At 60.0% G+C, this 23068-nt stretch carries 23 protein-coding genes; 12 read left to right on the top strand and 11 right to left on the bottom strand.

Features of this window, described 5'->3' with window-relative positions; genetic code table 11:
* The first annotated feature begins 70 nt into the window (after positions 1-70).
* From CKW20_RS03465 to CKW20_RS03455, 3 genes are all read left to right on the top strand, one after another.
* Positions 71-1063 (top strand): 2-hydroxyacid dehydrogenase, encoded by a 993-nt coding sequence (locus tag CKW20_RS03465; RefSeq protein WP_095051667.1) that lies wholly within the window; start codon positions 71-73, stop codon positions 1061-1063.
* 77 nt (positions 1064-1140) lie between these two features.
* Complete coding sequence (locus CKW20_RS03460) at positions 1141-1575, top strand: hypothetical protein (RefSeq protein WP_095051666.1); 435 nt, start codon at positions 1141-1143, stop codon at positions 1573-1575.
* Positions 1575-1979, top strand: coding sequence for an META domain-containing protein (locus CKW20_RS03455; RefSeq protein WP_030131094.1), 405 nt, complete (start codon positions 1575-1577; stop codon positions 1977-1979). The genes CKW20_RS03460 and CKW20_RS03455 overlap by 1 nt, the downstream gene beginning before the upstream one ends.
* A 144-nt stretch (positions 1980-2123) precedes the next feature.
* Here CKW20_RS03455 and CKW20_RS03450 read toward each other — a convergent pair whose 3' ends face one another.
* The gene (locus CKW20_RS03450) at positions 2124-2591 is read right to left on the bottom strand and encodes a TlpA disulfide reductase family protein (protein WP_095051665.1); all 468 of its coding nucleotides are present in this window, start codon (positions 2589-2591) and stop codon (positions 2124-2126) included.
* Positions 2592-2705: 114 nt separating this feature from the next.
* Here CKW20_RS03450 and arsC point away from each other — a divergent pair, with 114 nt between their 5' ends.
* From arsC to CKW20_RS03435, 3 genes are read left to right on the top strand one after another with little or no spacing between them, the layout of a single operon-like run.
* Entirely contained in the window at positions 2706-3059 is a 354-nt protein-coding gene (gene arsC, locus CKW20_RS03445) for an arsenate reductase (glutaredoxin) (protein WP_095051664.1), read from the top strand.
* Positions 3056-3652: an NAD(P)H:quinone oxidoreductase gene (wrbA, locus tag CKW20_RS03440; protein ID WP_008011647.1), complete on the top strand. Its 597-nt coding sequence runs from the start codon at positions 3056-3058 to the stop codon at positions 3650-3652. The genes arsC and wrbA overlap by 4 nt, the downstream gene beginning before the upstream one ends.
* A 1-nt stretch (position 3653) precedes the next feature.
* Entirely contained in the window at positions 3654-4079 is a 426-nt protein-coding gene (locus CKW20_RS03435; protein ID WP_095051663.1) for a DUF2069 domain-containing protein, read from the top strand.
* Between the two features lie 91 nt (positions 4080-4170).
* Here the strand turns inward: CKW20_RS03435 and CKW20_RS03430 are convergent, their stop codons facing one another.
* Together CKW20_RS03430 and ttcA are read right to left on the bottom strand one after the other, a co-directional pair.
* On the bottom strand, positions 4171-4845 hold the full coding sequence (locus tag CKW20_RS03430; RefSeq protein ID WP_095051662.1) for a DNA-3-methyladenine glycosylase I: 675 nt from the start codon (positions 4843-4845) through the stop codon (positions 4171-4173).
* 67 nt (positions 4846-4912) lie between these two features.
* Positions 4913-5737, bottom strand: a complete 825-nt coding sequence (gene ttcA / locus CKW20_RS03425) for a tRNA 2-thiocytidine(32) synthetase TtcA (protein WP_095051661.1) — start codon at positions 5735-5737, stop codon at positions 4913-4915.
* Positions 5738-6167: 430 nt separating this feature from the next.
* Between ttcA and CKW20_RS03420 the strand changes: the two genes are divergently transcribed.
* Together CKW20_RS03420 and CKW20_RS03415 are read left to right on the top strand one after the other, a co-directional pair.
* The gene (locus CKW20_RS03420) at positions 6168-6770 is read left to right on the top strand and encodes a Yip1 family protein (protein WP_030131100.1); all 603 of its coding nucleotides are present in this window, start codon (positions 6168-6170) and stop codon (positions 6768-6770) included.
* A 158-nt stretch (positions 6771-6928) separates the two neighbouring features.
* Positions 6929-7423, top strand: a complete 495-nt coding sequence (locus CKW20_RS03415) for a SprT family zinc-dependent metalloprotease (protein WP_095051660.1) — start codon at positions 6929-6931, stop codon at positions 7421-7423.
* A gap of 39 nt (positions 7424-7462) precedes the next feature.
* On the opposite strand, the gene CKW20_RS03410 is transcribed toward CKW20_RS03415, so the two are convergent.
* Both CKW20_RS03410 and CKW20_RS03405 read right to left on the bottom strand, forming a co-directional pair.
* Positions 7463-8644 carry a CaiB/BaiF CoA-transferase family protein gene (locus CKW20_RS03410; RefSeq protein ID WP_095051659.1) on the bottom strand — a complete coding sequence of 394 codons (1182 nt, stop codon included), beginning with the start codon at positions 8642-8644 and terminating at the stop codon, positions 7463-7465.
* 145 nt (positions 8645-8789) lie between these two features.
* Complete coding sequence (locus CKW20_RS03405) at positions 8790-10124, bottom strand: dicarboxylate/amino acid:cation symporter (RefSeq protein ID WP_095051658.1); 1335 nt, start codon at positions 10122-10124, stop codon at positions 8790-8792.
* A 340-nt stretch (positions 10125-10464) separates the two neighbouring features.
* Between CKW20_RS03405 and CKW20_RS03400 the strand changes: the two genes are divergently transcribed.
* The gene (locus tag CKW20_RS03400; RefSeq protein ID WP_095051657.1) at positions 10465-11478 is read left to right on the top strand and encodes an AraC family transcriptional regulator; all 1014 of its coding nucleotides are present in this window, start codon (positions 10465-10467) and stop codon (positions 11476-11478) included.
* Positions 11479-11610: 132 nt separating this feature from the next.
* On the opposite strand, the gene CKW20_RS03395 is transcribed toward CKW20_RS03400, so the two are convergent.
* From CKW20_RS03395 to CKW20_RS03380, 4 genes are all read right to left on the bottom strand, one after another.
* Positions 11611-11970: a DUF6124 family protein gene (locus CKW20_RS03395; RefSeq protein WP_095051656.1), complete on the bottom strand. Its 360-nt coding sequence runs from the start codon at positions 11968-11970 to the stop codon at positions 11611-11613.
* Positions 11971-12395: 425 nt separating this feature from the next.
* Positions 12396-13742, bottom strand: a complete 1347-nt coding sequence (locus CKW20_RS03390) for an ATP-binding protein (protein ID WP_095051655.1) — start codon at positions 13740-13742, stop codon at positions 12396-12398.
* Positions 13739-14416 carry a response regulator gene (locus tag CKW20_RS03385; RefSeq protein WP_095051654.1) on the bottom strand — a complete coding sequence of 226 codons (678 nt, stop codon included), beginning with the start codon at positions 14414-14416 and terminating at the stop codon, positions 13739-13741. Before CKW20_RS03385 ends, CKW20_RS03390 begins: the two co-directional genes overlap by 4 nt.
* A gap of 133 nt (positions 14417-14549) precedes the next feature.
* Entirely contained in the window at positions 14550-15152 is a 603-nt protein-coding gene (locus tag CKW20_RS03380; protein ID WP_095051653.1) for a hypothetical protein, read from the bottom strand.
* Between the two features lie 147 nt (positions 15153-15299).
* On the opposite strand from CKW20_RS03380, the gene CKW20_RS03375 reads away from it, so the two are divergent.
* Positions 15300-16091: a dienelactone hydrolase family protein gene (locus CKW20_RS03375; RefSeq protein ID WP_095051652.1), complete on the top strand. Its 792-nt coding sequence runs from the start codon at positions 15300-15302 to the stop codon at positions 16089-16091.
* 163 nt (positions 16092-16254) lie between these two features.
* On the top strand, positions 16255-16980 hold the full coding sequence (locus CKW20_RS03370) for a 4'-phosphopantetheinyl transferase (RefSeq protein WP_218227989.1): 726 nt from the start codon (positions 16255-16257) through the stop codon (positions 16978-16980).
* 117 nt (positions 16981-17097) lie between these two features.
* Here the strand turns inward: CKW20_RS03370 and CKW20_RS03365 are convergent, their stop codons facing one another.
* Both CKW20_RS03365 and CKW20_RS03360 read right to left on the bottom strand, forming a co-directional pair.
* A complete protein-coding gene (locus CKW20_RS03365; protein WP_095051650.1) occupies positions 17098-18708 on the bottom strand; it encodes an ATP-binding protein in 1611 nt (536 codons plus the stop codon).
* The gene (locus tag CKW20_RS03360; protein ID WP_095051649.1) at positions 18705-19427 is read right to left on the bottom strand and encodes a response regulator; all 723 of its coding nucleotides are present in this window, start codon (positions 19425-19427) and stop codon (positions 18705-18707) included. The genes CKW20_RS03365 and CKW20_RS03360 overlap by 4 nt, the downstream gene beginning before the upstream one ends.
* 739 nt (positions 19428-20166) lie before the next feature.
* Here CKW20_RS03360 and CKW20_RS03355 point away from each other — a divergent pair.
* Positions 20167-23061 carry a ribonucleoside-diphosphate reductase subunit alpha gene (locus tag CKW20_RS03355; protein ID WP_095051648.1) on the top strand — a complete coding sequence of 965 codons (2895 nt, stop codon included), beginning with the start codon at positions 20167-20169 and terminating at the stop codon, positions 23059-23061.
* Positions 23062-23068: the final 7 nt, after the last annotated feature.

Genomic DNA, 23068 nt, shown 5'->3' with positions numbered 1-23068 from the left:
GCGCAATAACGCTGGGCGCCTTGAAGGCTAAGCTCATCGCATTCCGGCTTGAGACTTCCAGGAGGACAGCATGCGCACGATTCTTTTCAGCAGCCAGACCTACGACCGCGACAGTTTTCTGAGCGCAGACCTGCCCGCCGGCATCGAGCTGCACTTTCAGTCGACGCGACTGAGCCTCGACACGGCGGCGCTGGCGGAGCATCACGAAGTGGTCTGTGCCTTCATCAATGATGACCTCAGCGCTCCGGTCCTCGAACGTCTGGCCGCGGGCGGCACACGCTTGATTGCCCTGCGCTCGGCCGGTTACAACCACGTCGATCTGGCGGTGGCGAAGCGTCTGGGGTTGGCGATTGTGCGGGTTCCGGCCTACTCGCCTCACGCTGTCGCCGAACACGCGGTGGCGCTGATCCTGGCGCTCAACCGCCGCCTGCACCGAGCCTACAACCGTACGCGCGAGGGGGATTTCAGCCTGCACGGGCTGACCGGTTTCGACCTGGTGGGCAAAACCGTCGGCGTCGTCGGCACCGGGCAGATCGGCGCGACCTTCGCGAAAATCATGAATGGCTTCGGCTGCCGGTTGCTGGCCTGTGATCCTTACCCGAACCCGCAGGTCGAAGCGCTCGGCGCGCGTTACCTCAGCTTGCCGCAACTGCTGGCCGAGTCGCAGATCATCAGCCTGCATTGCCCGCTCAACGAGCAGAGCAAACATTTGATCAACAGCGAGTCACTGGCGCACATGCAGCCCGGCGCCATGTTGATCAACACCGGGCGCGGCGGTCTGGTGGACACGCCGGCGCTGATCGATGCGCTGAAGGACGGCCAATTGGGCTATCTGGGGCTGGACGTTTATGAAGAGGAGGCGCAGTTGTTCTTCGAGGATCGCTCCGACCTGCCACTGCAGGACGATGTGCTGGCGCGCCTGCTGACCTTTCCGAATGTCATCATTACTGCGCACCAGGCCTTCCTCACCCGCGAAGCCCTGGGCGCGATTGCCAGGACCACCTTGCAGAACATCGCGGCCTGGGCGGCCGGTTCGCCACGCAATCAGGTCGAGGGCAACTGAACCAGATCGAAGGTCACATGCCCGCGCCATGCTGCGTTCATGCCCGTGCTAGCATATCGCGCATATTTGGAGGACCCATGGTCGAACACGATTTCCGCTACAGCCTGATGAACCCGCAACACACCCTCACCGAATGCCGCGCCCTCGTGCCGGGGCGTTATCAAGTCACCGGTAACGGCGGCTCGATTCGTAATAACGACGTGCTGGTAGTGACCCTTAAAGGCAGCAAGGACTTGTCCATGCGCCTGACCGTCGAAACGGTTCGCCATCTGATCAACCCGCCGGGCCAATGGGTCGCGGTGGCCAGTGGTCCGGTGTTCGGCGAACTGGCGATCCACACCTGGAAAGTCAACTGCGACAGCTGCGCCAAAGAGCTGAGCTTCGAGTTCGCGGTCGACGCCAAGCTGGGCAACAAGGCCGAAAAACCGGCGGCCACCGCACGGATTGCCGAGCTGGGCTGGGCCACACTCGGTGACAAGCACCAGTGCAAGAAGTGCCAGGAGCCTGCGTGATGAAACGCCTTGCTCTGACCGCCATGGCTGGCGCCAGTCTGTTGGGCTGCGCCGCCGAACCGGTGCAATTGCAACAAAACCGCAGCTACATTCTGGAATGGATCGGCGAGCGTCCGCTGATGGACTACAGCCATCTGACCATCACCCTCGATGAAGACGGTCGGGCGTATGGCAATGGCGGCTGCAACCACTGGTTCGCGCCGTATGCCCTGGAAGGCGACAAGCTGAGCTTCGGCAAGATCGGCAGCACCCGCAAAATGTGTGCGCCGGCGTTGATGGAACAGGAAAAACGCTTCCTGCAGGCGCTGGAAAACGTGCAGCGCTGGGACGTTTCACCGATCGACCAGATGCGCTTCTGGCCGGCACAAGGCAAGCCATTGCGTTGGTGGCTCGAAGAGGGTTGATCCTCTCGCACCGATCGACTGATCGTTCCCACGCTCTGCGTGGGAATGCATCTAGTGACGCTCTGCGTCACAGGGACGCGGAGCGTCCCGGGCGGCATTCCCACGCTCCGCGTGGGAACGATCAATAAGCCCGCTCCTACATGATCAATTCCTGGCCTGCAGCGCCTCAAGCTTCGCCATCACCCCCGCCGCCGTCTGCTCCCCCATCAACTGTTCCCGCACCTTGCCCTTGTTATCGATGATATAAGTCACCGGCAGTGCTTCACTGCGCGGCAATTCGAAAAGGTCGGCCGGGTCCTGGGCCAACACGGTGAACTTGATTCCCAGTTTCTCGCTGGCGCTTTTCAGCTCTTCGCCCTGCACATTGTCGAAGTTGACCCCGAACACGCCGATCTTCTTGCCTTTGAGCTGCTCGGCCAGCACGTTCAACTCCGGGATTTCGGTACGGCACGGGCCGCACCATTCAGCCCAGTAATTGAGCACCAGCCATTGTTTATCCAGACGTTCGGCGGCGATTTTGTGACCGTTCTGGTCGGTCCCATAGTCGTTGCCGCAGCCCCCCAGCAATAACGCCCCCAAGATCGCCAATGCCGCTGCCAGTCGCCTTGTCATATCTCGATCCTTGTCAAAAATAGAATGCACCTGCGACCCATCGCCTCCCAAGGTTCTGGATTACGCGCCGCACAGTTAGAATAGCCGCCACCTTACGCAAGATGCGACCCGCACATGACCGATCTGACGCTTTATCACAACCCGCGCTGCTCGAAATCCCGCGGTGCGCTCGAACTGCTCGAAGCCCGTGGCGTGGCCCCGAGGGTGGTCCGCTACCTGGAAACCCCGCTGGACGCCGCGCAAATCCAGAGTCTGCTGAACAAGCTCGGCATCAGCGCCCGGCAATTGCTGCGCACCGGTGAAGACGAGTACAAAACCCTCAATCTGGCCGACAGCAGCCTGACTGAGGCGCAATTGATCGCCGCCATTGCCGCGCACCCGAAACTCATGGAGCGCCCGATTCTCGAAGTCGGCGACAAAGCCATCATCGGCCGTCCGCCGGAGAATGTGCTGGAGTTGCTGCCGTGAGTGCGCCGTACATTCTGGTGTTGTATTACAGCCGCAGCGGTTCGACCAATGAAATGGCCCGGCAGATTGCCCGTGGTGTCGAGCAGTCCGGTATGGAAGCGCGCCTGCGCACGGTGCCGGCGATCTCCACCGAATGCGAAGCCGTGTCGCCGGACATTCCCGATGAGGGCGCGCTGTACGCCAGCCTCGACGACTTGAAGAACTGCGCCGGCCTGGCCCTCGGCAGCCCGACCCGCTTCGGCAACATGGCCGCACCACTCAAGTACTTCCTCGATGGCACCAGCAATCTGTGGCTGACCGGCGCCCTGGTGGGCAAACCGGCCGGGGTCTTCACCTCGACCGCGAGCCTGCACGGCGGCCAGGAAACCACCCTGCTGTCGATGATGCTGCCGTTGCTGCACCACGGCATGCTGATCACCGGCCTGCCCTACAGCGAATCGGCGCTGCTGGAAACCCGTGGCGGCGGCACGCCGTACGGCGCCAGCCATCACGCCGGTGCGGATGGCAAAAGCGGTTTGAATGAACATGAAGTTGCACTGTGCCGGGCCTTGGGCCTGCGGTTGGCGAAGACTGCGCAAAAGTTGGTGAGCTGACATGGCCAAAAAGCCGAAGATTCTGCCTTCCATCGAATGGCTCGAACCGCGAGTACGGCTGATGCGCGTCATCAGCCTGCTGTGCTTTTTCGGTCTGGTGGGGCTGCTCTGCGCCTACTACTTGATATTCGCCGACCTGCATGGCGCGCGGCCGTGGGTGATTCTGCTGATCGAACTGGTGCCGCTGCTGTTGCTGGCGCCGGGGATGATCGTCGGCAGCGCCCGCGGGCATTCGTGGATGTGTTTTGTGGTGAACCTGTATTTCATGAAGGGCGCATTGGCCGCGTATGACCCGAACCGCCAGCTGTTCGGGTTACTGGAGATGGGCGCGAGCCTGGCGGTGTTCTGCTCGGCAATGCTGTATGTGCGGTGGCGGTATCAGTTAAATCGCAAGTTGGCTGGCGAGGGCGAAACCTCCGTCGCCTGACAGGCCCCCTTCGCGGGCAAGCCTCGCTCCTACAGGTATGCATGGTGCCCTTGTAGGAGCGAGGCTTGCCCGCGAAGGCCGCGACGCGGTCTCAATGATTGACGGTATACGCCAGCATCATCGAAATCTGGCTCATCGGCCGCCCACCGCTCTCTTCATGCCATTGGTTGAACGCATTCTGCACCGTGGCCATGTCCCTCAGACTCGTCGGCACCTTGTCGACGATCTTCTGCGCACTCAACGCCGCGACTACGTCGTAGCTCGGCACGAAGGTGTCCTTGCCGACCATCCGCAAGAATCGCGGTGCCGATAACCCGCCCAATTGATGCCCGTGTTTTTTCAGGTACGTCCACAACCCGACGATATCGGTCACCGGCCATTCGGCGATCAAGGCGCCGAAGCTGCCCTTCTCATGGGCCACGTCCAGAATGAACTGCGCATTGCGCGGCACGCTCTTGAGCTTGCCCAGGTGGCGGATGATCCGCGCGTCCTGCATCAAGCGCTCCAGATGCTCGGCGCTCATCAGCACGACTTTTTCCGGGTCGAACTTGAAGAACACCTCTTCGAACGCCGGCCACTTGGCGTCCACCAGGCTGTGCTTGAGCCCGGCGCGGAACACCCGCAACGCCATGGTCGAGAGGTAGCGGTCGTCAGTGATGTCGCGTAATTGCGCCGGGGTCTTGGGAACGGGCAGATGGGCTTCCAGTTCAGCCGCCGAACCGAAGCGGTTCAAGCAGTACTCGTTCAGCCACTTGTAATCGCGCATGCCCTCTCCTGAGGATTGAAATGAAAACGGCGCCTGCGAGCGATAAAACCTGTGGGAGCGGGCTTGCTCAGAGGTTTACTACGTTGACGAACCGCGATGCGGCGGTCTCATCGATGCGCAGGTTGGTGAAGTCAAACAGGTTACGGTCCGCCAGTTGCGACGGGATCACGTTCTGCAAGCTGCGGAAAATGCTTTCGGTACGGCCCGGGGTCTTGCGTTCCCAGTCCTGCAGCATCTCTTTAACCACCTGGCGTTGCAGGTTTTCCTGGGAGCCACAGAGGTTGCACGGGATGATCGGGAATTGCTTGAAGTCCGAGTAAGCCTGAATGTCTTTTTCGTTGCAGTACGCCAGCGGGCGGATCACCACGTTGCGACCGTCGTCGGCGCGCAGCTTCGGCGGCATGGCCTTGAGCGAACCGTTGAAGAACATGTTCAGGAAGAACGTCTCGACGATGTCGTCGCGGTGGTGACCAAGGGCCATTTTGGTCGCGCCGATTTCGTCGGCAAAGGTGTAGAGCGTGCCGCGACGCAGGCGCGAGCACAGCGAGCAGGTAGTCTTGCCTTCCGGGATCAGTTCCTTGACCACCGAATAGGTGTCTTTCTCGACGATGTGGTACTCGATGCCCAATTCTTTAAGGTAAGCCGGCAGCACGTGCTCGGGAAAGCCTGGCTGCTTCTGGTCCATGTTCACGGCCACGATCTCGAACTTGATCGGGGCGACCTTCTGCAAATGCATCAGCACATCGAGCATGGTGTAACTGTCCTTGCCACCGGACAGGCAGACCATGACCTTGTCGCCGTCTTCAATCATGTTGAAATCGGCGACAGCCTCACCCGCCTGACGGCGAAGGCGCTTTTGCAGTTTGTTCTGGTTGACCGTAAGAGTGCCCATGACGCGAAATCCGTGAGGTGTGACGAAAGGCCGGCATTTTACGCAAAAACCCTTTCGGGGCGAAGCCTGCGCTTTATATGACTTGAGCATACCCCTGTGGCGAGGGAGCTTGCTCCCGCTCGGCTGCGCAGCAGTCGCAAAACCTGCCGCCGCGGTTTGCCTGACACAACAGGGTGGCTGTCTTTGGGCCGCTTCGCGCCCCAGCGGGAGCAAGCTCCCTCGCCACAGAGGTCATTCGGCACAGACCCGGCGGCGATTAACAAGAGTGTTTACAGCGCGATTTGCTCTAAAGCCCTCGCACTATTGCCGGTAACTCCTTTCTATACTGCGGCATAAGGTCGCATGCATTTCAGACCTGTACTTACCTGGCCACTTTGGCCCGTAAGCGCTCCGCTGGGGGGCGATGGCAATAACAAGAGGAGTGACTGGCATGATCCATCACGTAGTGGGGCTCTTCACCCACCCTGACCAGGAATGGAAAGAAATCCGTGGCGACCAGGAGGAAAGCATCAGCCACATGTACCTCACGCACACCCTGATTCTGGCGGCGATCCCTGCCGTGTCGGCGTTTATCGGCACCACACAGGTCGGCTGGGTCATTGGTAATCGAGCGCCGGTGATGCTGACCATGGAAAGCGCGCTATGGATGACCATCATGTCGTACCTGGCGATGCTCGGTGGTGTCGCGGTGATGGGCGCGTTCATTCACTGGATGGCCCGCACCTATGACGCCAACCCGAGCCTGGCGCGCTGTGTCGCGTTCGCCACGTACACCGCGACGCCACTGTTCATCGGCGGTCTGGCGGCACTGTACCCGCACATGTGGTTGGGAATGATCGTCGGCACCGCAGCCATCTGCTACACGGTGTACCTGCTGTATGTGGGTCTGCCAACGTTCATGAACATTCCGTCGGACGAGGGATTCCTGTTTTCAAGCTCGGTACTCGCCGTAGGACTGGTGGTGCTGGTGGCGATCATGGCGTTCACCGTAATTGTCTGGGGACTCGGCGTGGGGCCGGTCTATACCAATTAGCAACACACTAACCAAAAACAAGATCTGCCAACACAGGCCGCCGCAAGGCGGCCTTCTACTCTCTAAGAAAGGGCAGGAGTGATGACCATTCGGCACCTGAGCGATTCGCAAGCCCCCGGGGTTGCGGCATACTCGACATCCTTGGAGATCCATCAAGCATGCCCGAGCAACTCAATACCCGCGTCGAAGACTGTTTCCTACAAGCCGAATCCTTTTTCAAACGACCTTTCAAACGCCCCGTGGTGAGCCTCAAGCTGCGCGGGCAAAAAGCCGGTGTCGCGCATTTGCACGAGAACCTGCTGCGCTTCAATCCGCAGCTGTACCGGGAAAACACCGAAGACTTCCTCAAGCAGACCGTGGCCCATGAAGTCGCGCACCTGATCGCCCATCAACTGTTCGGCGACCGTATCCAGCCCCATGGTGAAGAGTGGCAATTGATCATGCGCGGTGTGTACGAACTGCCGCCCAACCGCTGCCACACCTACGACGTCAAACGCCGCAGCGTCACCCGCTACATCTACAAATGCCCGTGCCCCGACAGCGATTTCCCTTTTTCGGCGCAGCGTCATGGTTTGGTGAGACAGGGGCGGCGATATTTGTGTCGGCGCTGTCGCAGCACGTTGGTGTTTAGTGGTGAGATGCGGGTCGAATAACCGCATGATCGTTCCCATGCTCCGCGTGGGAACGATCAATCAACTCACTACTTTCGCCATACGCAACTCTTCGATGCGCTGCGCACTAAACCCCAACTCCCCCAACACCTGATCGGTATGCTCACCCACCCCCACCCCAATATGCCGCGGCTCAGGCAACCCATCCGAAAATTTCAACGGACAAGCCATCTGCGCCTGAGTCGTTCCATCGCCCCTCGGCACTTCAACCACTAATTCCCGTGCCTTCAGCTGCGGATGCCGCACCGCTTCGCCCAGGCTCAACACCGGCTCGACGCACGCATCGACCCCGGCAAACAGCTCACACAACGTGGCAAAGTCGTATTTTTCGAATTCAACTTTCAACGCCTCCTTGAGCACCTGTTGCCGGGCCGGTTCGGGTGACAGCCCTTCGGCCGCCAGTTCCGGCCGACCCAGCGCCGCGCAGAGTTGCTGCATGAACACCGGCTCCAGGCTGCCCACCGACAACCAGCGCCCATCGCGTGAACGGTAGTAGTCGTAGAAGCTGCCACCATTGAGCATCTGCTCTTCCCTGCCCGGCGCCACACCACAGGCCAGGTATCCGGCACCGGCCATGGCATTCAGGCTGAAAGCGCAGTCGGTCATGCTTACATCCAGATGCTGCCCCTGCCCGGTCTGCTGCCGCGCGATCACCGCCGCCAGCAGGCCAATCACCCCGTGCAGCGAGCCTCCCGCGACATCCGCCACCTGCATGCCCAACGGCAACGGGCCGCCATCGGCGCGGCCGGTGTAGCTCGAAAGCCCCGCCAGTGCCAGGTAGTTGATGTCATGCCCGGCGCGGTCCTTGTAGGGGCCGGTCTGACCGTAGCCGGTAATCGACACATAAATCAGTCGCGGGTTGATTGCCTTCAAGGCTTCATACCCCAAACCGAGCCGGTCCATCACGCCGGGGCGAAACTGCTCCAGCACAATGTCGTAATCCTGCAGCAATTGCTTGATCACCTCCAGCGCCTCGGGCTGCTTGAGGTCCAACGCCAGGCTGCGCTTGTTGCGATTGAGGTACGCGTGGCTGGCCGACACGCCTTGATCGTGCGGCGGCAATACTCGCAGCAGGTCCATGCGGGTCGGCGATTCGATGCGCAACACCTCGGCGCCCATGTCTGCCAGCAGCAACGAGGCGAACGGCCCCGGCAACAGTGTCGAGAAATCCAGAACCTTGAGTGATGCCAGTGGACCGAGCATAAGCGTTCTCCCGTGCGATCCCCCAAGCCTAGGCAGCCGAGGACATCGCAGCAATCACCTTATGTGTCAGTGGCAGTGACCGTTGCGCTCAAATCGCAGCCATGAAAAAACCCGCCGAAGCGGGTTTTTCATGCAGCCAGAGTACTTACTTGACGCTGGCCGGGGTTGGGCCTTCAGCCACACCCAGGTCATCTTCCTCGCGAGTATCGGAGATACCGCGACCGCCGGAAGCCAGCTCGACTTGCAGCTTGTCTTCGTCCAGCTCTTTCACCCACTTGGCGACCACGAGGGTGGCCACGGCGTTACCAACAAGGTTTGTCAGCGCACGGGCTTCGGACATGAAGCGGTCGATACCGAGGATCAGCGCCAGGCCAGCAACCGGCAGAGTACCCACGGCCGACAGGGTGGCTGCCAGCACGATGAAACCACTACCGGTCACACCCGCCGCACCTTTGGAGGACAACAGCAGCACCAGCAGCAAGGTGATCTGGTGAGTGAGGTCCATCGGGGTGTCAGTCGCCTGAGCGATGAACACAGCCGCCATGGTCAGGTAGATCGAAGTACCGTCGAGGTTGAACGAGTAACCAGTCGGAATCACCAGACCCACAACCGATTTATCCGCACCCAGGCGCTCCATTTTGATCAGCATGCGTGGCAGCGCGGATTCCGAAGAGGAAGTGCCCAGTACGATCAACAGTTCTTCACGGATGTAGCGAATCAGCTTGATAACGCTGAAACCGTGTGCGCGGCAGATCGCGCCCAGTACCAGAACCACGAACAGGATGCAGGTGATGTAGAAGCAGATCATCAGCTGACCGAGTTGCACCAGCGAACCGACACCGTAGGCACCGATGGTGAAGGCCATCGCACCGAACGCGCCGACTGGAGCGAGCTTCATGATCATGTTGATGATGTTGAACATCACGTGAGCAAAGCGATCGATGAAGTCCAGCACCGGTTTGCCGTAGGCACCCAGGCGATGCAGGGCGAAACCGAAGATCACCGAGAACATCAGCACTTGCAGAATGTCGCCGTTGGCGAAGGCGCCGACGATGGTGTTCGGGATTACATTGAGGACAAAGGCAATGATGCTCTGGTCTTTACCGGCCGAGATGAAGCCAGCGATTTTGCTGGTGTCCAGGGTCGTCACGTCGATGTGCATGCCGGCGCCCGGTTGCACAACGTTGACCACGACCAGACCGATCAGCAAGGCAATGGTGGAGACGATTTCGAAGTACAGCAGCGCATAGCCGCCTGTCTTGCCCACCGATTTCATGTTCTGCATGCCGGCGATGCCGCTGACAACGGTACAGAAGATGATCGGTGCGATGACCATTTTGATCAGTTTGATGAACCCGTCACCCAGCGGCTTGAGGGCTACACCGGTCTGCGGGTAGAAGTGACCGAGCAGGATGCCGATAGCGATGGCAACGATCACCTGGAAGTACAGGGATTTATACAGTGGCTGACGAGTCGTCATTGCAAAGTTCCTCAAGAGTGCCTCAGTAACAACATCCAACTGTTGCCCCTGACACCTCATTTGCGAACCCTCCTGCACTGGAGGGATTTGTTTTGTCGAGCTGCGCGATGGCAGACATCTGCAGCTTGTATCGCAAGCCCCGTGCCACCTTCGAAAAAAAACCTGCCAGCCTTGTGACATCAAGGGTTACAGGTTTTTCTTCGTCACCAATCAGTTACAACGATGTGGCGGATTTCCGCCCATCAGCCAAACCTCGTCCTGCAATTTGGCGGATATCCGCCTTGTTCATTCTTCACGGGCACCGCTACCATCCATTGCTCAGTGGACGGACCTGCCCTCTATGCGCGAACGCACCATCGCCAGCCATTTCGCCCGTGCCGCCCTCGGTGGCGCGCGCCGGCGTGGCTACGACTATTCGAGTCTGTTGCAGCAACTGGGGATCAGCCCCGAGCTGCTTGAGGAGCCGCGCGCCCGGATCGCGCCCGAGCAGTTCGCCCGATTGATCCAGGGACTGTGGCTGGCCCTGGACGACGAATACCTGGGCTTCGGGCAGGCCCCAAGCAAACCCGGCAGCTTCGCGATGATGTGCCACGCGGTGATCCACTGCCGCACGCTGGAGAAAGCGCTCAATCGCGGTTTATTGTTTTACAGCCTGTTCCCCGGCGCGCCGCGTCTGACACTGAGCCGCGAAGGCGACATGGTTCGTCTGGGCCTGGACGATTCGCCGCTGTGGGACCCGGACCATTTCCTCAGCGAAAGCCTGTTGGTGATCTGGCATCGGTTCGGCAGTTGGCTGATCGGCCAGCGCATTCGTCTGGAGCAGGCCACGTTCAGCTACCCGAGGCCCGAACACGGGGCCGAATACGACTTGCTGTTTTCCTGCCCGCTGGGCTTTTCCACCGTAAAGAGCACGACGGCGCAAAGCAGTCTGTTATTCCACAGTCGCTACCTGAACATGCCGCTGTTACAGGACGAACGCACCCTCAAGCACTTTCTCGAGCGCTCCCCCGCCGACCTGCTCTCACGCCCCGACGAAGGCGACAGCCTGAGCAGCCAGTTGCGCCGCTTGCTCAGCCGCGACAGTGCGCGCTGGCCGGACCTGGAAGCGGTGGCCGCGCACCTGCACATCAGCCCGCAAACCTTGCGTCGGCATTTGCGCGAAGAAGGCACGAGTTTTCAGGAGTTGAAGGACCAGTTGCGGCGGGATATTGCGATTTATCACCTGGGGCGCGCGGATCTGTCGTTGCAACAGATTGCCGAGCAGCTGGGTTTTTCAGAACCTTCGGCGTTTCACCGGGCGTTCAAGAAGTGGACGGGGTTGACGCCTGGGGCCTATCGCGCCCAAGAGAACTGATTTTGTTTGATCGTTCCCACGCTCCGCGTGGGAATGCAGCCCGGGACGCTCCGCGTCCCAGCCTCTAGAGCCGAACGCGGAGCGTCCGTTGAGGCATTCCCACGCAGAGCGTGGGAACGATCAGTGTGTCTGTTAGCCTCGCGGATCGAGGTTATCCAGCACCCGGTTCACCGCCAGCTCGCCGAGCATGACCACCGATTGAATCCCCAACATCATGTTGCGATGTGGCATGTCCATCAATCCAGCGAACTCACTGAGCATCATGCTCGCTGACGCCAGGGATTCGCAGGCGTTGACCAGCAGGGTTTCGTTATCGACCTCGGCGCCGACGTGGTAAATAGTGCTGGGTTTGCGCGGGGTGTCTTTGGGGATGGGTGGTTTGAGGTAGTAATTGAGGGCGCGGTCAGAGGCTTCGTTGAGTTTTTTGGAGTCGGGGGTTTCGTACGGGGAAACGTCGTCGGTTTCCGGTGGGTTGGGCGTGATCTTGAACATGCGGAGCTCCGTGGTTGGTTGAGCCGCCACGACCTATCGCTAAACAAGTAAAGGTGGCGGCTGTACGCAGGTTAGCGATCCGGGTCACAGAAACCCCGGGTAGACTCGAAGGTCTCCCACGCACAGCCACCATTACGCGAATTGCAGGCAATAAGAACTGCAATCAAAACTTGGGCGCTTTTGCGTCTGTGTATGGGATCGGATCGCTAAACCCGATCGCTGATTCGTCAGCGACCCGCAAACGATAGAGCCCACATCCCAGGCGCACAAGCCGGCGGATTCTCGCGTAGTCGTAGGCAGCGGCGCAAGAATGTGTAGCCTGGGAGAGTATCTGGAAGTGTCGTTTAAACAGCGCTTGTTTAGCGGTCTGACACCGAGCCTTTGATCGTTCCCACGCTCCGCGTGGGAACGATCGGTGACAGGGATCACACCACCGGAAAATGAATCCGGAACGCCGCCCCGCCCATTGGCGAATCCCCCAGCGTCAGCTTGGCGCTGTAGCTTTCGATGATGTCCTTGACCACTGCCAACCCGATCCCCTGCCCCGGATGCTGGCGATCCAGCCGCTCGCCACGCTGCAGAATCCGCGCACGCTGATCCGGTGGCACGCCCGGCCCGTCATCTTCGACGCAGAGTTCAATGCCACTGAGGGTTTCGCGCACGCTGATACGTACTTCGCTCAGGCACAGGCGATAGGCGTTTTCCAGCAGGTTGCCCATCATTTCCAGCAAGGCGCCCTGCTCGATCGGCACGTAGCACGGCTCCGGCAGATCGAAAGCGACCCGCACGCATTTGTCGCGATAGACCTTGTCCAGCGTGTCGCAGAGGCTTTTCAGAACCGGGCGCAGGCGCACCTGGTGGCGCACCAGACCGCTTTTGCGCAGGCTGGCGCGTTGCAGCTGATAACTGATTTGCTGGCTCATGCGTTCGATCTGGGTTTGCAGCACCCAAGCCTGATCGCGCTCTTGCGGCTTTTGCGCCATGTCTTCGCTGACCCCTTGCAACACCGTCAGCGGGGTTTTCAGGCTGTGAGCCAGGTCGTCGAGGGAATCGCGATAGCGGCTGCGCTGCTCACGCTCGCTGTGCAATAAGCGGTTGAGCGAGCCGGTCAAGCGCAGCAGTTCACGCGGGTGTTGTTCGCTGAGGCTTTCCAGAGTGCCGCTTTCGATCTGGTCCAGTTCCTGGCTCAACCGACGCAACGCCTGCAAGCCCCAGGTCAGGCCGATCCACAGCAAAGCGAGCAACACCAGCAAGGCTGCGCCGAAGCCCAGATAAAGGTTTTCCCGAAGGCCTTCGAGGGTGATCTCGTATTCGCGCACCGGTTGCAGGGCGACGATGCTGAACGCCGCGCTTTGGCCGCCCAGCAGCTTGACCTCGACGTCATAGACGAAGAACTCTTCACCGTTGGCTTCTCGGATTCTCGCGAACTCGTTGCCGCGCCCGTCGTAACGTGGCTTGTAGTTGATCTTCTCTTCCTGGGTGGCTTTCGAACGCCAGACCAGATGACCTTCGCGGTCGTAGATGTAGCCGAGCAAACGGCTGTCGGTGAGGTTGAAACGCTCATCGGGCAGTTGCGTCGGCATCTGCAAGCGGTTGTTATCCACCCGCGCGGCGGAGATCAGCGTGGTGAAGTCCGACGCCAGGCGCTGCTCGATGGAATCCTGCAACGCCAGGCTGAACGCGCCCTGCATCGCCGGCAGCAACGCCAGCATGAACAACACCGCCAGGATTGTGGCGGCGAGCATCAATCGGACACGAAGGGAACGAATCAAGTGCAGCGCTCGTTAAACAGGTAGCCGAGGCCACGCACAGTATCGATCGGCTTGAAGCCAGATGGGCCTTCGAGTTTGCGGCGCAAGCGGCCGACCAGCACTTCGATCACATTCGGGTCGCGCTCGCCGTCATCCGGGTAGAGCTGCTCCATTAAGCGGTCCTTGGCCACCACTTGCTGGTGATGGCGCATCAGGTACTCGAGGATCCGGTATTCGTAGGCGGTCAACGCCAGCGGTTGTTCATCGAGGGATGCCTGTTTGCGGTTGAGGTCCAGCAGCAAGGGACCGGCGACGATGGTCGACTGGGTGAAACCGCTGGAGCGGCGTAGCAAGGCATTCAGGCGGGCGTCCAGCTCTTCGAACTGGAACGGCTTGACCACGTAGTCGTCGGCACCGGCGGCGAGGCCTTCGACCTTGTCCTGCCAATTGCCGCGCGCGGTGAGGATCAGGATCGGGAAGGTCTTGCCCTGGGAACGCAACTGACGAATCAGGTCGAGCCCGCCCATGCCCGGCAAACCGAGGTCGATTACCGCCAGGTCATGGTTGAACTGCTCGGCCTGGTACAACGCATCGATGGCGTTGGCCACGGACTCGACCACATGGCCGCTATCCGTCAGGCGGGTTTGCAGGTGATGGCGCAACAGCGCTTCATCTTCGACGACCAGCAATTTCATAACGCTCTCCTGGGCAAATCAACATCTCCAAAGGCGCAACCGCACATGTAGGAGCCAGGCTTGCCGGCGAAGGCGCTCTTAAGGACGCCTTCGCCGGCAAGCCTGGCTCCTACATGTGCAGGCAACGAAACACTTAGAAAGCGTAATTGGCGGACAGGTAGGTCTGGGCACTGCTGGTCAAGTCCAGCGAACCCTGTTTGCTGCCGCCGCGCTCGCTCATCTCGGTGCTGGCGTTGCTGCGCAGGTAACGGTAACCCAGCTCGACCGAGGTGTTTTGCGAAACTTGCTGCAATACACCGACCTGACCGCCAATGGCATAACCGATGTCGCTGTCGCGGCTGAAGCCTGGCGAATCCTGGGTCAGTTTGGTCAAACCAGCGGTGGCACCGCCGAACAGTCTGGTGCTGCCACCCACCGGGTAAAACAAATCGTAGCTGCCCAGCAGGTTTTCCTGACGCAGTTTAATGCCATTGTGCGAGCCTGAGACGTTGTCATAAGTGGCGTAGTAGCGGCCCTTGCTGTCTTGCTGGCCCAGACGCACGCCCCAGGTATTGTCCTTGCCGATCACGCCGTCGGCGTTCGGGTGGTTGAGGTTGTCGTTCAGGGCGCTGGATTTTTTAACCTTGTCGCTGGTCTGACCAAAGCTCAGGCCGGCGAAGTTGGTGGTATCGGCGTGGGCCGCCACACTGGCGCCCATCATGGTGAAAGCCAGAAGCAGTTTTTTAAGAGTAGTCATTGGGGAGTTTCCTCATGCGCTATGTGCTTTTCGGGTACGGGGCAAGGTTACTGCCCGCTCCCTGTACTGCCCCTGAACGCACTCTGAACCTGAGCTGAATCACATCGACTACGCTGTTCAGACAACTCTTAATAAGGAGGTTTGATCATGCGCGCGTTTCTCGCCCTCGTATTACTGGCGCTGAGCGGGGTCAGCCAGGCTGCCATCCAGACCCAGGAAATTCCCTACCAAAGTGCCGACGGCACCAAGCTGATCGGCTATTACGCCTACGACGACGCCATCAAAGGCCCGCGCCCGGGCGTAGTGGTGGTGCATGAGTGGTGGGGCCTCAACGACTACGCCAAGCGCCGCGCCCGTGATTTGGCCGGTCTGGGCTACAGCGCGCTGGCGATCGACATGTTTGGCGACGGCAAGAACACCGAGCACGCCAAGGACGCCATGGCCTTCATGCAAGCAGCATTGAAGGACAGCGCAGCTGCCAGCGCGCGGTTTCAGGCCGGGCTCGACTTGCTGAAAAAGCAACCACAGACCGATCCGGACAAACTGGCGGCCATCGGTTATTGCTTCGGCGGCAAGGTGGTGCTGGATGCGGCGCGCCAGGGCTTGCCGCTGGCGGGCGTAGTGAGTTTCCACGGTGCGCTGGTGACCAATACGCCAGCGACGCCTGGCAGTGTGAAGGCGAAAGTCCTGGTGGAGCATGGTGCTCTGGACAGCATGGTCACCGCGGATAACGTGGCGGCGTTCAAGACGGAAATGGACAAGGCCGGTGCCGACTACAAGTTTGTCACTCTCGAAGGCGCCAAGCATGGGTTCAGCAATCCCGAGGCGGATCGTCTGAGCCATGGCGACCACGGCGGGCCGGACATTGGTTACAGCAAGGCTGCGGATGAGAAGTCGTGGGCGGACATGCAGGCGTTTTTGAAGAAGATATTTAGCTGACGCAGTGATCGTTCCCACGGTCCCCGTGGGAATGCAGCCCGGGACGCTCCGCGTCCCTTCGCAGATGTGACGCAGAGCGTCACTGGATGCATTCCCACGCAGAGCGTGGGAACGATCACCTTGGGACTACCCAGCCTCAAGGCAACCCGGCAAAATGCCGGTCATGAATCCCGTCCCCGCCCTACCCGTCTGCTGCACCCCACTCGACGCCGATTGGCCACTGCCGTTTGTGCTGCCCGATACGGTCTTGTTGGGTACCCATTTCGATACCACGCAACTGGCCAGCGATGACTTTCTGCGCAGTGCCATCGAGCCGCCCGCGAGCATCCAGCGTTCAGTTGCCAAGCGCCAGGCCGAGTTTCTCGCCGGGCGAGTCTGCGCTCGGGCGGCATTGCAACAACTGGAAGGGCTGAGTTTCATTCCGGCCATCGGCGAAGACCGCGCACCGGTGTGGCCAGCGCATATCACCGGCTCGATCACCCACAGCACCGGCCGGGCCGCGGCGATTGTCGCGAACAAGGCGCACTGGCGCGGCCTGGGGATGGACCTGGAAAACCTGCTCGACGCTGCACGGGCCGAACGCCTGGCCGGGGAAATTCTCACCGGGCCTGAGTTGCAGCGCATGGCTGCCGGGATTGGCGATCAATTGGCAATGCTGGTGACGCTGACGTTTTCGGTGAAGGAAAGCCTGTTCAAGGCGCTCTACCCGATCGTGCAGAAGCGCTTCTATTTCGAACACGCCGAAGTGCTGGAGTGGAACGAGGGTGGCGAAGTGCGGTTGCGGTTGCTGACTGACCTGTCCAGTGAATGGCGTAGCGGCATTGAGCTGGATGCGCAGTTTGCAGTGATGGATGGGCAGTTGTTGAGTCTGGTCAGTATCAAGGCCTGAGGATTTGTAGCGCCTGTCAGGGCCTCTTCGCGGGCAAGCCTCGCTCCTACAGGGGGCTTCGATCATCTGTAGGAGCGAGGCTTGCCCGCGAAGGTGATTATCCAGACACCAACAATCTCAACGCCGCTCCTGATTCCTCGGCCAGCTCAAACTGAAACACGCCCCGCCCAGGCTTTTGCTCTTGCTGATCAACGCTCGCCCGTCGTGCCAATGGATGATGCGCCGCACGATCGACAACCCCAACCCGTGTCCGCCCGAGGCGCGGGTGCGGCTGTCATCGAGGCGCAGGAATGGGGTGAAGATTTTCTCCCAGGCCGTTTCAGGTACGCCCGGCCCGTCATCCTCGACATCCACCCGACAGCGCTGCTGCCCCACCTGATAACTGACGGTCACCCGTGAATGAGCGTGGCGCATGGCGTTGCTCACCAGGTTCTGCAACGCCCGGTGCAAATAACGTGGCTCGGCTTCCACCCAGGCGCCGTCGCAATCGGCGGCCGACAGGCACAAGCCGCGCTGCACCGTGACCTCGGCGCGCAGTGGCGCCAGTTCTTCGATCACCTGATTGACCAACGCATCCAGATCGATGCGTTGAAAATTCAGTGCCGGTGAGCCCTGTTCCAGACGGGCATAGGTGAGCATCTCGTCGACCAGCCGATCGAGGTCCTCAATGTCGTGGTCCATTCCTTCGCGGTACTTCTCCAGCGCCTCAGGCGTGGTGGCAGAGCCGATCATCTCCAGACCAAAACGCAAACGCGCGACCGGTGTGCGCAGTTCATGAGACACGGCACGCACCAGTTCTCGCTGAATCGCCAACAATTGCTGCAAGTGCTCGGCCATGCCGTTGAACGCCGAGGCCAGGCGCCCCACCGAGTCCGCGCCGCGTGCCGGCACGCGGGTTTCCAGACTGCCCTGGGCGATGCGGGTGGCGGCGGCTTCCAGCCCGCGCAAACGGCGTTCGAGTTGACGCACCAACAGATAGACAATCAAACCGATCAGGCTCAGGCCAAGGGCCGCGATCAGCACCAGCCACTCGGGCGGGTAAGGATTCATCTGATACAGCGGACCGATTTCCAGTACCCACGGCGTACCGACCATGCCGGCAAACACCCGGATCGAATCACCGCCCTTGCCCAGCGCCATCACCGTGTCGCCTTCGGATATGCGGCGGCTCTGGTCTTCGTCCATGTCGGCCTGATCGACCGTGACCAATTGCAGATCGAAGCCGAACCCCTTCTCTTCCTTTAACTGCGCCAGACGCTTGGGCTGCTCGGCCACCGGGTAGCGCACCAGTTCATCGGCCAACAGGTAAATGGTCGCTCGCGCCAGTTGCTCGCTGATCTGCTGGACTTCCCCCGTGAGCACCCGTTGTTCCTTGTCGCTGACCAAACGGTAAACCTTCGCCGCGTGCGGGCCGGTCTGCTCCACCAAGGCCTGGCCCCGCAGCACGCGGGTGCGCTGGGTCAGGTCGAGGTCGGTCTGGGAGAATGTCTTCAGCGCCAACGGAATGCCGAGCAAGCGCTCCCACACCAGCAAGGCCCGGTGGCGCTCGGTTTCGTTCATCGGTTGCAGGTTGTCGGCCATCAGCGAGAACGTGCCGTGGGCCAGGCGCTCACGGTATTGCTCGCTGCGCACCTGATTGAGCAGGTGCAAGGCCAGTACGCCGAGTACCGCCACCAGAATCAGCGCCGCGCACATGCCGCCATAAATGCGCAGGAAGATCGAGTTCACAGCGACAAGTCTGCGCAGGCTTCGGGAACGAACAGATAGCCTTTGCTGCGGATGGTTTTGATCAGCCGCGGATGCTCCGGGTCATCGCCGATCTTGGGGCGGATGCGTGAAATGCGCACGTCAATGGAACGGTCCTGGCCGTCATAACCGATACCGCGCAGCGCGGTGAATATTTCTTCGCGGGACAGGATACGACCGGCGTTGGCCACCAGCAGCCAGAGCAGATCGAACTCGGCGCTGGTCAACTCAATGCCTTTGTCATGCAGCCAGGCCTCGCGCAACGCGTTGTCCACCACCAACGGGCCGAACTGTAGACGCCGCTGTTTTTCCGGAGCGGTTTCAGGGGTTTCACTGCGCCGCAACAAGGCCTGGATGCGCGCCAGCAGCAGGCGTGGGCGAACCGGTTTGCAGACGTAGTCATCCGCGCCGAGGTCGAGTCCGAGGATTTGATCGGTGTCATCGGTGCGCGCGGTGAGCATCAGGATCGGGCCGTCATATTTGTCGCGAACCTTGCGGCAAATGCTCAGGCCATCTTCGCCAGGGAGCATCAGATCGAGGATCACCAGGTCCGGTTTCTCCTTGATGATGCGTGCCGCGGCGAGGGCGCCGTTGCCCTCGATCGACACGCGCAGGCCATTGGCTTCGAGGTAGTCGCGAGTCAGTTCGGCCAGACGCTGGTCGTCCTCGACAATCAATACCTGCCAGACTTCTTGCTCCACGGTGACCTCTGCTTGCCAACATCACTTTAAAGGGAAGGATCCACCCGTCTTTTTGTAATGATTGGGGAGGATAAGAATGCATCTGCATTGGCCGATTGTATAAACGGCGCACGTCTGGAACACAAGCGGGTAAATGCGTTCGGACACGACGGTTTTTTGTGATAGGGTTCGCGCCCTTAAAAATCCAAATGACCGTTTTCAATCATTGAAAATCAGTGAAAAACGGTCCGCTCCAGCTAGGTCGCGGCCTACACGCTCGTTCTACGTTTCACACACAATTTACGCACAGGCTTATCCACAGGTAGTACGTTGCAACACCCTCAAAAACGCATTATCTTGTACCTCGGCGCGAAAAAAACCCTACATGTAGGGTTTTACGCCAAAAACCAAACACAAACCGGACACCGATTTCAAGCGCTTTTATTGCCTCTTTCCGGTTGAACCAAACGTATTTTTGAAAGACCAAACCGCGCGTGCGGATGGCTACTGTTTTTGAGCCGAAAACGGCGTTAACGGTACGGGTGTTGCAGTCAATTACTGTCACCCAAAAGGATCCCGGTTTCAGGTTCAAGGCCTGGGACCAAAGACTTCGGCATGGAAGCGGCGCCCCAATTGCCCCTTCCTGATCTGTCCCGAAGTTGGTATGCCCGGCCCCTCGCCGGTTGTAGTGCTTCAGGACAGAACGGTGGGCACCGTGATGGTGCCCAAACAAACATAGAGAATGTGGAGACAACCCCCCATGCAAACCGACACAACTCGCGAGAACCCGCAGGGCACCTTGCCGCAGGCCGCCGATTCGACTTCGGATCTGTCCGCCACCGCGCCTGGCCAACTGCGCGTGATCAAGCGTAACGGGACTGTCGTTCCTTACACCGATGACAAAATCACCGTCGCCATCACCAAAGCGTTTCTTGCAGTTGAGGGCGGCACCGCTGCCGCTTCGTCGCGCATCCACGACACCGTTGCCCGCCTGACCGAACAGGTCACCGCGACCTTCAAGCGTCGCATGCCATCGGGCGGCACCATCCACATCGAAGAAATCCAGGACCAGGTCGAACTGGCCCTGATGCGTGCCGGCGAGCAGAAAGTGGCGCGCGACTATGTGATCTACCGTGACGCACGCTCCAAGGAACGTGCTGTACGCGCTCCAGCCGAAGAAGCCGTCAATGCTCACCCGTCGATCCGCATCACCCGCGCCGATGGCAGCCTTGCACCTCTGGACATGGGCCGCCTGAACACCATCGTCACCGAAGCGTGCGAAGGTCTGGAAGAAGTCGACGGCGACCTGATCCAGCGCGAAACACTGAAGAACCTGTACGACGGCGTGGCCCTGACCGACGTCAACACCGCCCTGGTGATGACCGCCCGTACGCTGGTCGAGCGTGAGCCGAACTACTCGTTCGTAACCGCCCGCCTGCTGATGGACACCCTGCGTGCCGAAGGCCTGAACTTCCTGGGCGTCGCCGAGAGTGCGACCCACCACGAAATGGTCGACCTGTACGCCAAGGCGCTGCCTGCATACATCGCCAAAGGTATCGAATTCGAATTGCTGAATCCGGTTCTGGCGACTTTCGACCTGGAAAAACTCGGCAAGGCAATCAACCACGAGCGCGATCAGCAGTTCACCTACCTGGGCCTGCAAACCCTGTACGACCGTTACTTCATCCACAAGGACGGGATCCGCTTCGAACTGCCGCAGATTTTCTTCATGCGCGTGGCCATGGGCCTGGCAATCGAAGAGAAGAACAAAGAAGACCGTGCGATCGAGTTCTACAACCTGTTGTCGTCCTTCGACTACATGTCGTCGACCCCGACCCTGTTCAACGCCGGCACCCTGCGTCCACAGCTGTCGAGCTGCTACCTGACCACCGTGCCGGATGACCTGTCGGGCATTTACCATGCGATCCACGACAACGCCATGTTGTCGAAATTCGCCGGTGGCCTGGGCAACGACTGGACTCCGGTTCGTGCGCTGGGCTCGTACATCAAGGGCACCAACGGCAAATCCCAAGGCGTTGTACCGTTCCTGAAAGTAGTGAACGACACCGCCGTCGCCGTTAACCAGGGTGGCAAGCGCAAAGGCGCTGTCTGTGCCTACCTGGAAACCTGGCACATGGACATCGAGGAGTTCATTGAACTCCGCAAGAACACCGGTGATGACCGCCGTCGTACCCACGACATGAACACCGCCAACTGGATCCCTGACCTGTTCATGAAGCGTGTCTTCGATGACGGCCCGTGGACCCTGTTCTCGCCGTCCGAAGTTCCGGATCTGCACGACCTGACCGGCAAGGCCTTCGAAGAGCGTTACGAGTACTACGAAGCCCTGTCCCAGTACCCAGGCAAGATCAAGCTGTTCAAGACCATTCAGGCCAAAGACCTGTGGCGCAAAATGCTGTCCATGCTGTTTGAAACCGGCCACCCATGGCTGACCTTCAAAGACCCGTGCAACCTGCGCAGCCCGCAGCAGCACGTGGGCGTGGTTCACAGCTCGAACCTGTGCACCGAGATCACCTTGAACACCAACAAGGACGAGATCGCCGTTTGCAACCTGGGCTCGATCAACCTGCCGAACCACATCGTCGACGGCAAGCTGGACACCGCCAAGCTGCAACGCACCGTGAACACCGCCGTTCGCATGCTCGATAACGTGATCGACATCAACTACTACTCGGTGCCACAAGCGAAGAACTCCAACTTCAAGCACCGTCCGGTCGGTCTGGGCATCATGGGCTTCCAGGACGCTTTGTACCTGCAGCACATCCCTTACGGTTCCGACGCTGCCGTCGAGTTCGCCGACAAGTCGATGGAAGCGGTCAGCTACTACGCGATCCAGGCGTCCTGCGACCTGGCTGACGAGCGTGGCTCGTACGAGACCTTCAACGGTTCGCTGTGGTCCAAAGGCATCCTGCCGCTGGATTCGCAACAGATCCTGATCGAGCAGCGTGGCCAGAAGTACATCGACGTTGACCTGAACGAAACCCTGGACTGGGCACCGGTTCGCGCCCGTGTGCAGAAAGGCATTCGTAACTCCAACATCATGGCCATCGCACCGACCGCGACCATCGCCAACATCACTGGCGTGTCGCAGTCGATCGAACCGACTTACCAGAACCTCTATGTGAAATCGAACCTGTCGGGCGAATTCACCGTGATCAACCCGTACCTGGTTCGCGACCTCAAGGCTCGCGGTCTGTGGGACTCGGTCATGATCAACGACCTGAAGTACTACGACGGTTCGGTGCAGCAGATCGAGCGCATCCCGCAAGAACTCAAAGAGCTCTACGCAACTGCATTCGAAGTAGACACCAAGTGGATCGTTGACGCGGCAAGCCGTCGTCAGAAGTGGATCGACCAGGCTCAATCGCTAAACCTGTACATCGCCGGCGCTTCGGGCAAGAAGCTGGACGTGACCTACCGCATGGCCTGGTACCGTGGTCTGAAAACCACTTACTACCTCCGTGCCCTGGCCGCGACCAGCACCGAGAAGTCGACCATCAACACCGGTAAGCTGAACGCTGTTTCCAGCGGCGGCAACCACGGTGACGACTCGGTCCTGGCAGCTCCAGCAGGCCCTGCTCCAGTGCCGAAGGCTTGCGCCATCGACGAGCCGGATTGCGAAGCTTGCCAATAAGCTGAGC

The organism is Pseudomonas sp. Irchel s3b2 (assembly GCF_900187445.1).
Taxonomy (GTDB): domain Bacteria; phylum Pseudomonadota; class Gammaproteobacteria; order Pseudomonadales; family Pseudomonadaceae; genus Aquipseudomonas.
This window is presented reverse-complemented; position numbering and strand designations above follow the sequence as displayed.

Bases quoted from the DNA above. Each gene is read 5' to 3' on its own strand.
- CKW20_RS03465 (WP_095051667.1), top strand. From the start codon at position 71: ATGCGCACGATTCTTTTCAGCAGCCAGACCTACGACCGCGACAGTTTT.
- CKW20_RS03460 (WP_095051666.1), top strand. From the start codon at position 1,141: ATGGTCGAACACGATTTCCGCTACAGCCTGATGAACCCGCAACACACC.
- CKW20_RS03455 (WP_030131094.1), top strand. From the start codon at position 1,575: ATGAAACGCCTTGCTCTGACCGCCATGGCTGGCGCCAGTCTGTTGGGC.
- CKW20_RS03450 (WP_095051665.1), bottom strand. From the start codon at position 2,591: ATGACAAGGCGACTGGCAGCGGCATTGGCGATCTTGGGGGCGTTATTG.
- arsC (WP_095051664.1), top strand. From the start codon at position 2,706: ATGACCGATCTGACGCTTTATCACAACCCGCGCTGCTCGAAATCCCGC.
- CKW20_RS03435 (WP_095051663.1), top strand. From the start codon at position 3,654: ATGGCCAAAAAGCCGAAGATTCTGCCTTCCATCGAATGGCTCGAACCG.
- CKW20_RS03430 (WP_095051662.1), bottom strand. From the start codon at position 4,845: ATGCGCGATTACAAGTGGCTGAACGAGTACTGCTTGAACCGCTTCGGT.
- ttcA (WP_095051661.1), bottom strand. From the start codon at position 5,737: ATGGGCACTCTTACGGTCAACCAGAACAAACTGCAAAAGCGCCTTCGC.
- CKW20_RS03420 (WP_030131100.1), top strand. From the start codon at position 6,168: ATGATCCATCACGTAGTGGGGCTCTTCACCCACCCTGACCAGGAATGG.
- CKW20_RS03415 (WP_095051660.1), top strand. From the start codon at position 6,929: ATGCCCGAGCAACTCAATACCCGCGTCGAAGACTGTTTCCTACAAGCC.
- CKW20_RS03410 (WP_095051659.1), bottom strand. From the start codon at position 8,644: ATGCTCGGTCCACTGGCATCACTCAAGGTTCTGGATTTCTCGACACTG.
- CKW20_RS03405 (WP_095051658.1), bottom strand. From the start codon at position 10,124: ATGACGACTCGTCAGCCACTGTATAAATCCCTGTACTTCCAGGTGATC.
- CKW20_RS03400 (WP_095051657.1), top strand. From the start codon at position 10,465: ATGCGCGAACGCACCATCGCCAGCCATTTCGCCCGTGCCGCCCTCGGT.
- CKW20_RS03395 (WP_095051656.1), bottom strand. From the start codon at position 11,970: ATGTTCAAGATCACGCCCAACCCACCGGAAACCGACGACGTTTCCCCG.
- CKW20_RS03385 (WP_095051654.1), bottom strand. From the start codon at position 14,416: ATGAAATTGCTGGTCGTCGAAGATGAAGCGCTGTTGCGCCATCACCTG.
- CKW20_RS03380 (WP_095051653.1), bottom strand. From the start codon at position 15,152: ATGACTACTCTTAAAAAACTGCTTCTGGCTTTCACCATGATGGGCGCC.
- CKW20_RS03375 (WP_095051652.1), top strand. From the start codon at position 15,300: ATGCGCGCGTTTCTCGCCCTCGTATTACTGGCGCTGAGCGGGGTCAGC.
- CKW20_RS03370 (WP_218227989.1), top strand. From the start codon at position 16,255: ATGAATCCCGTCCCCGCCCTACCCGTCTGCTGCACCCCACTCGACGCC.
- CKW20_RS03355 (WP_095051648.1), top strand. From the start codon at position 20,167: ATGCAAACCGACACAACTCGCGAGAACCCGCAGGGCACCTTGCCGCAG.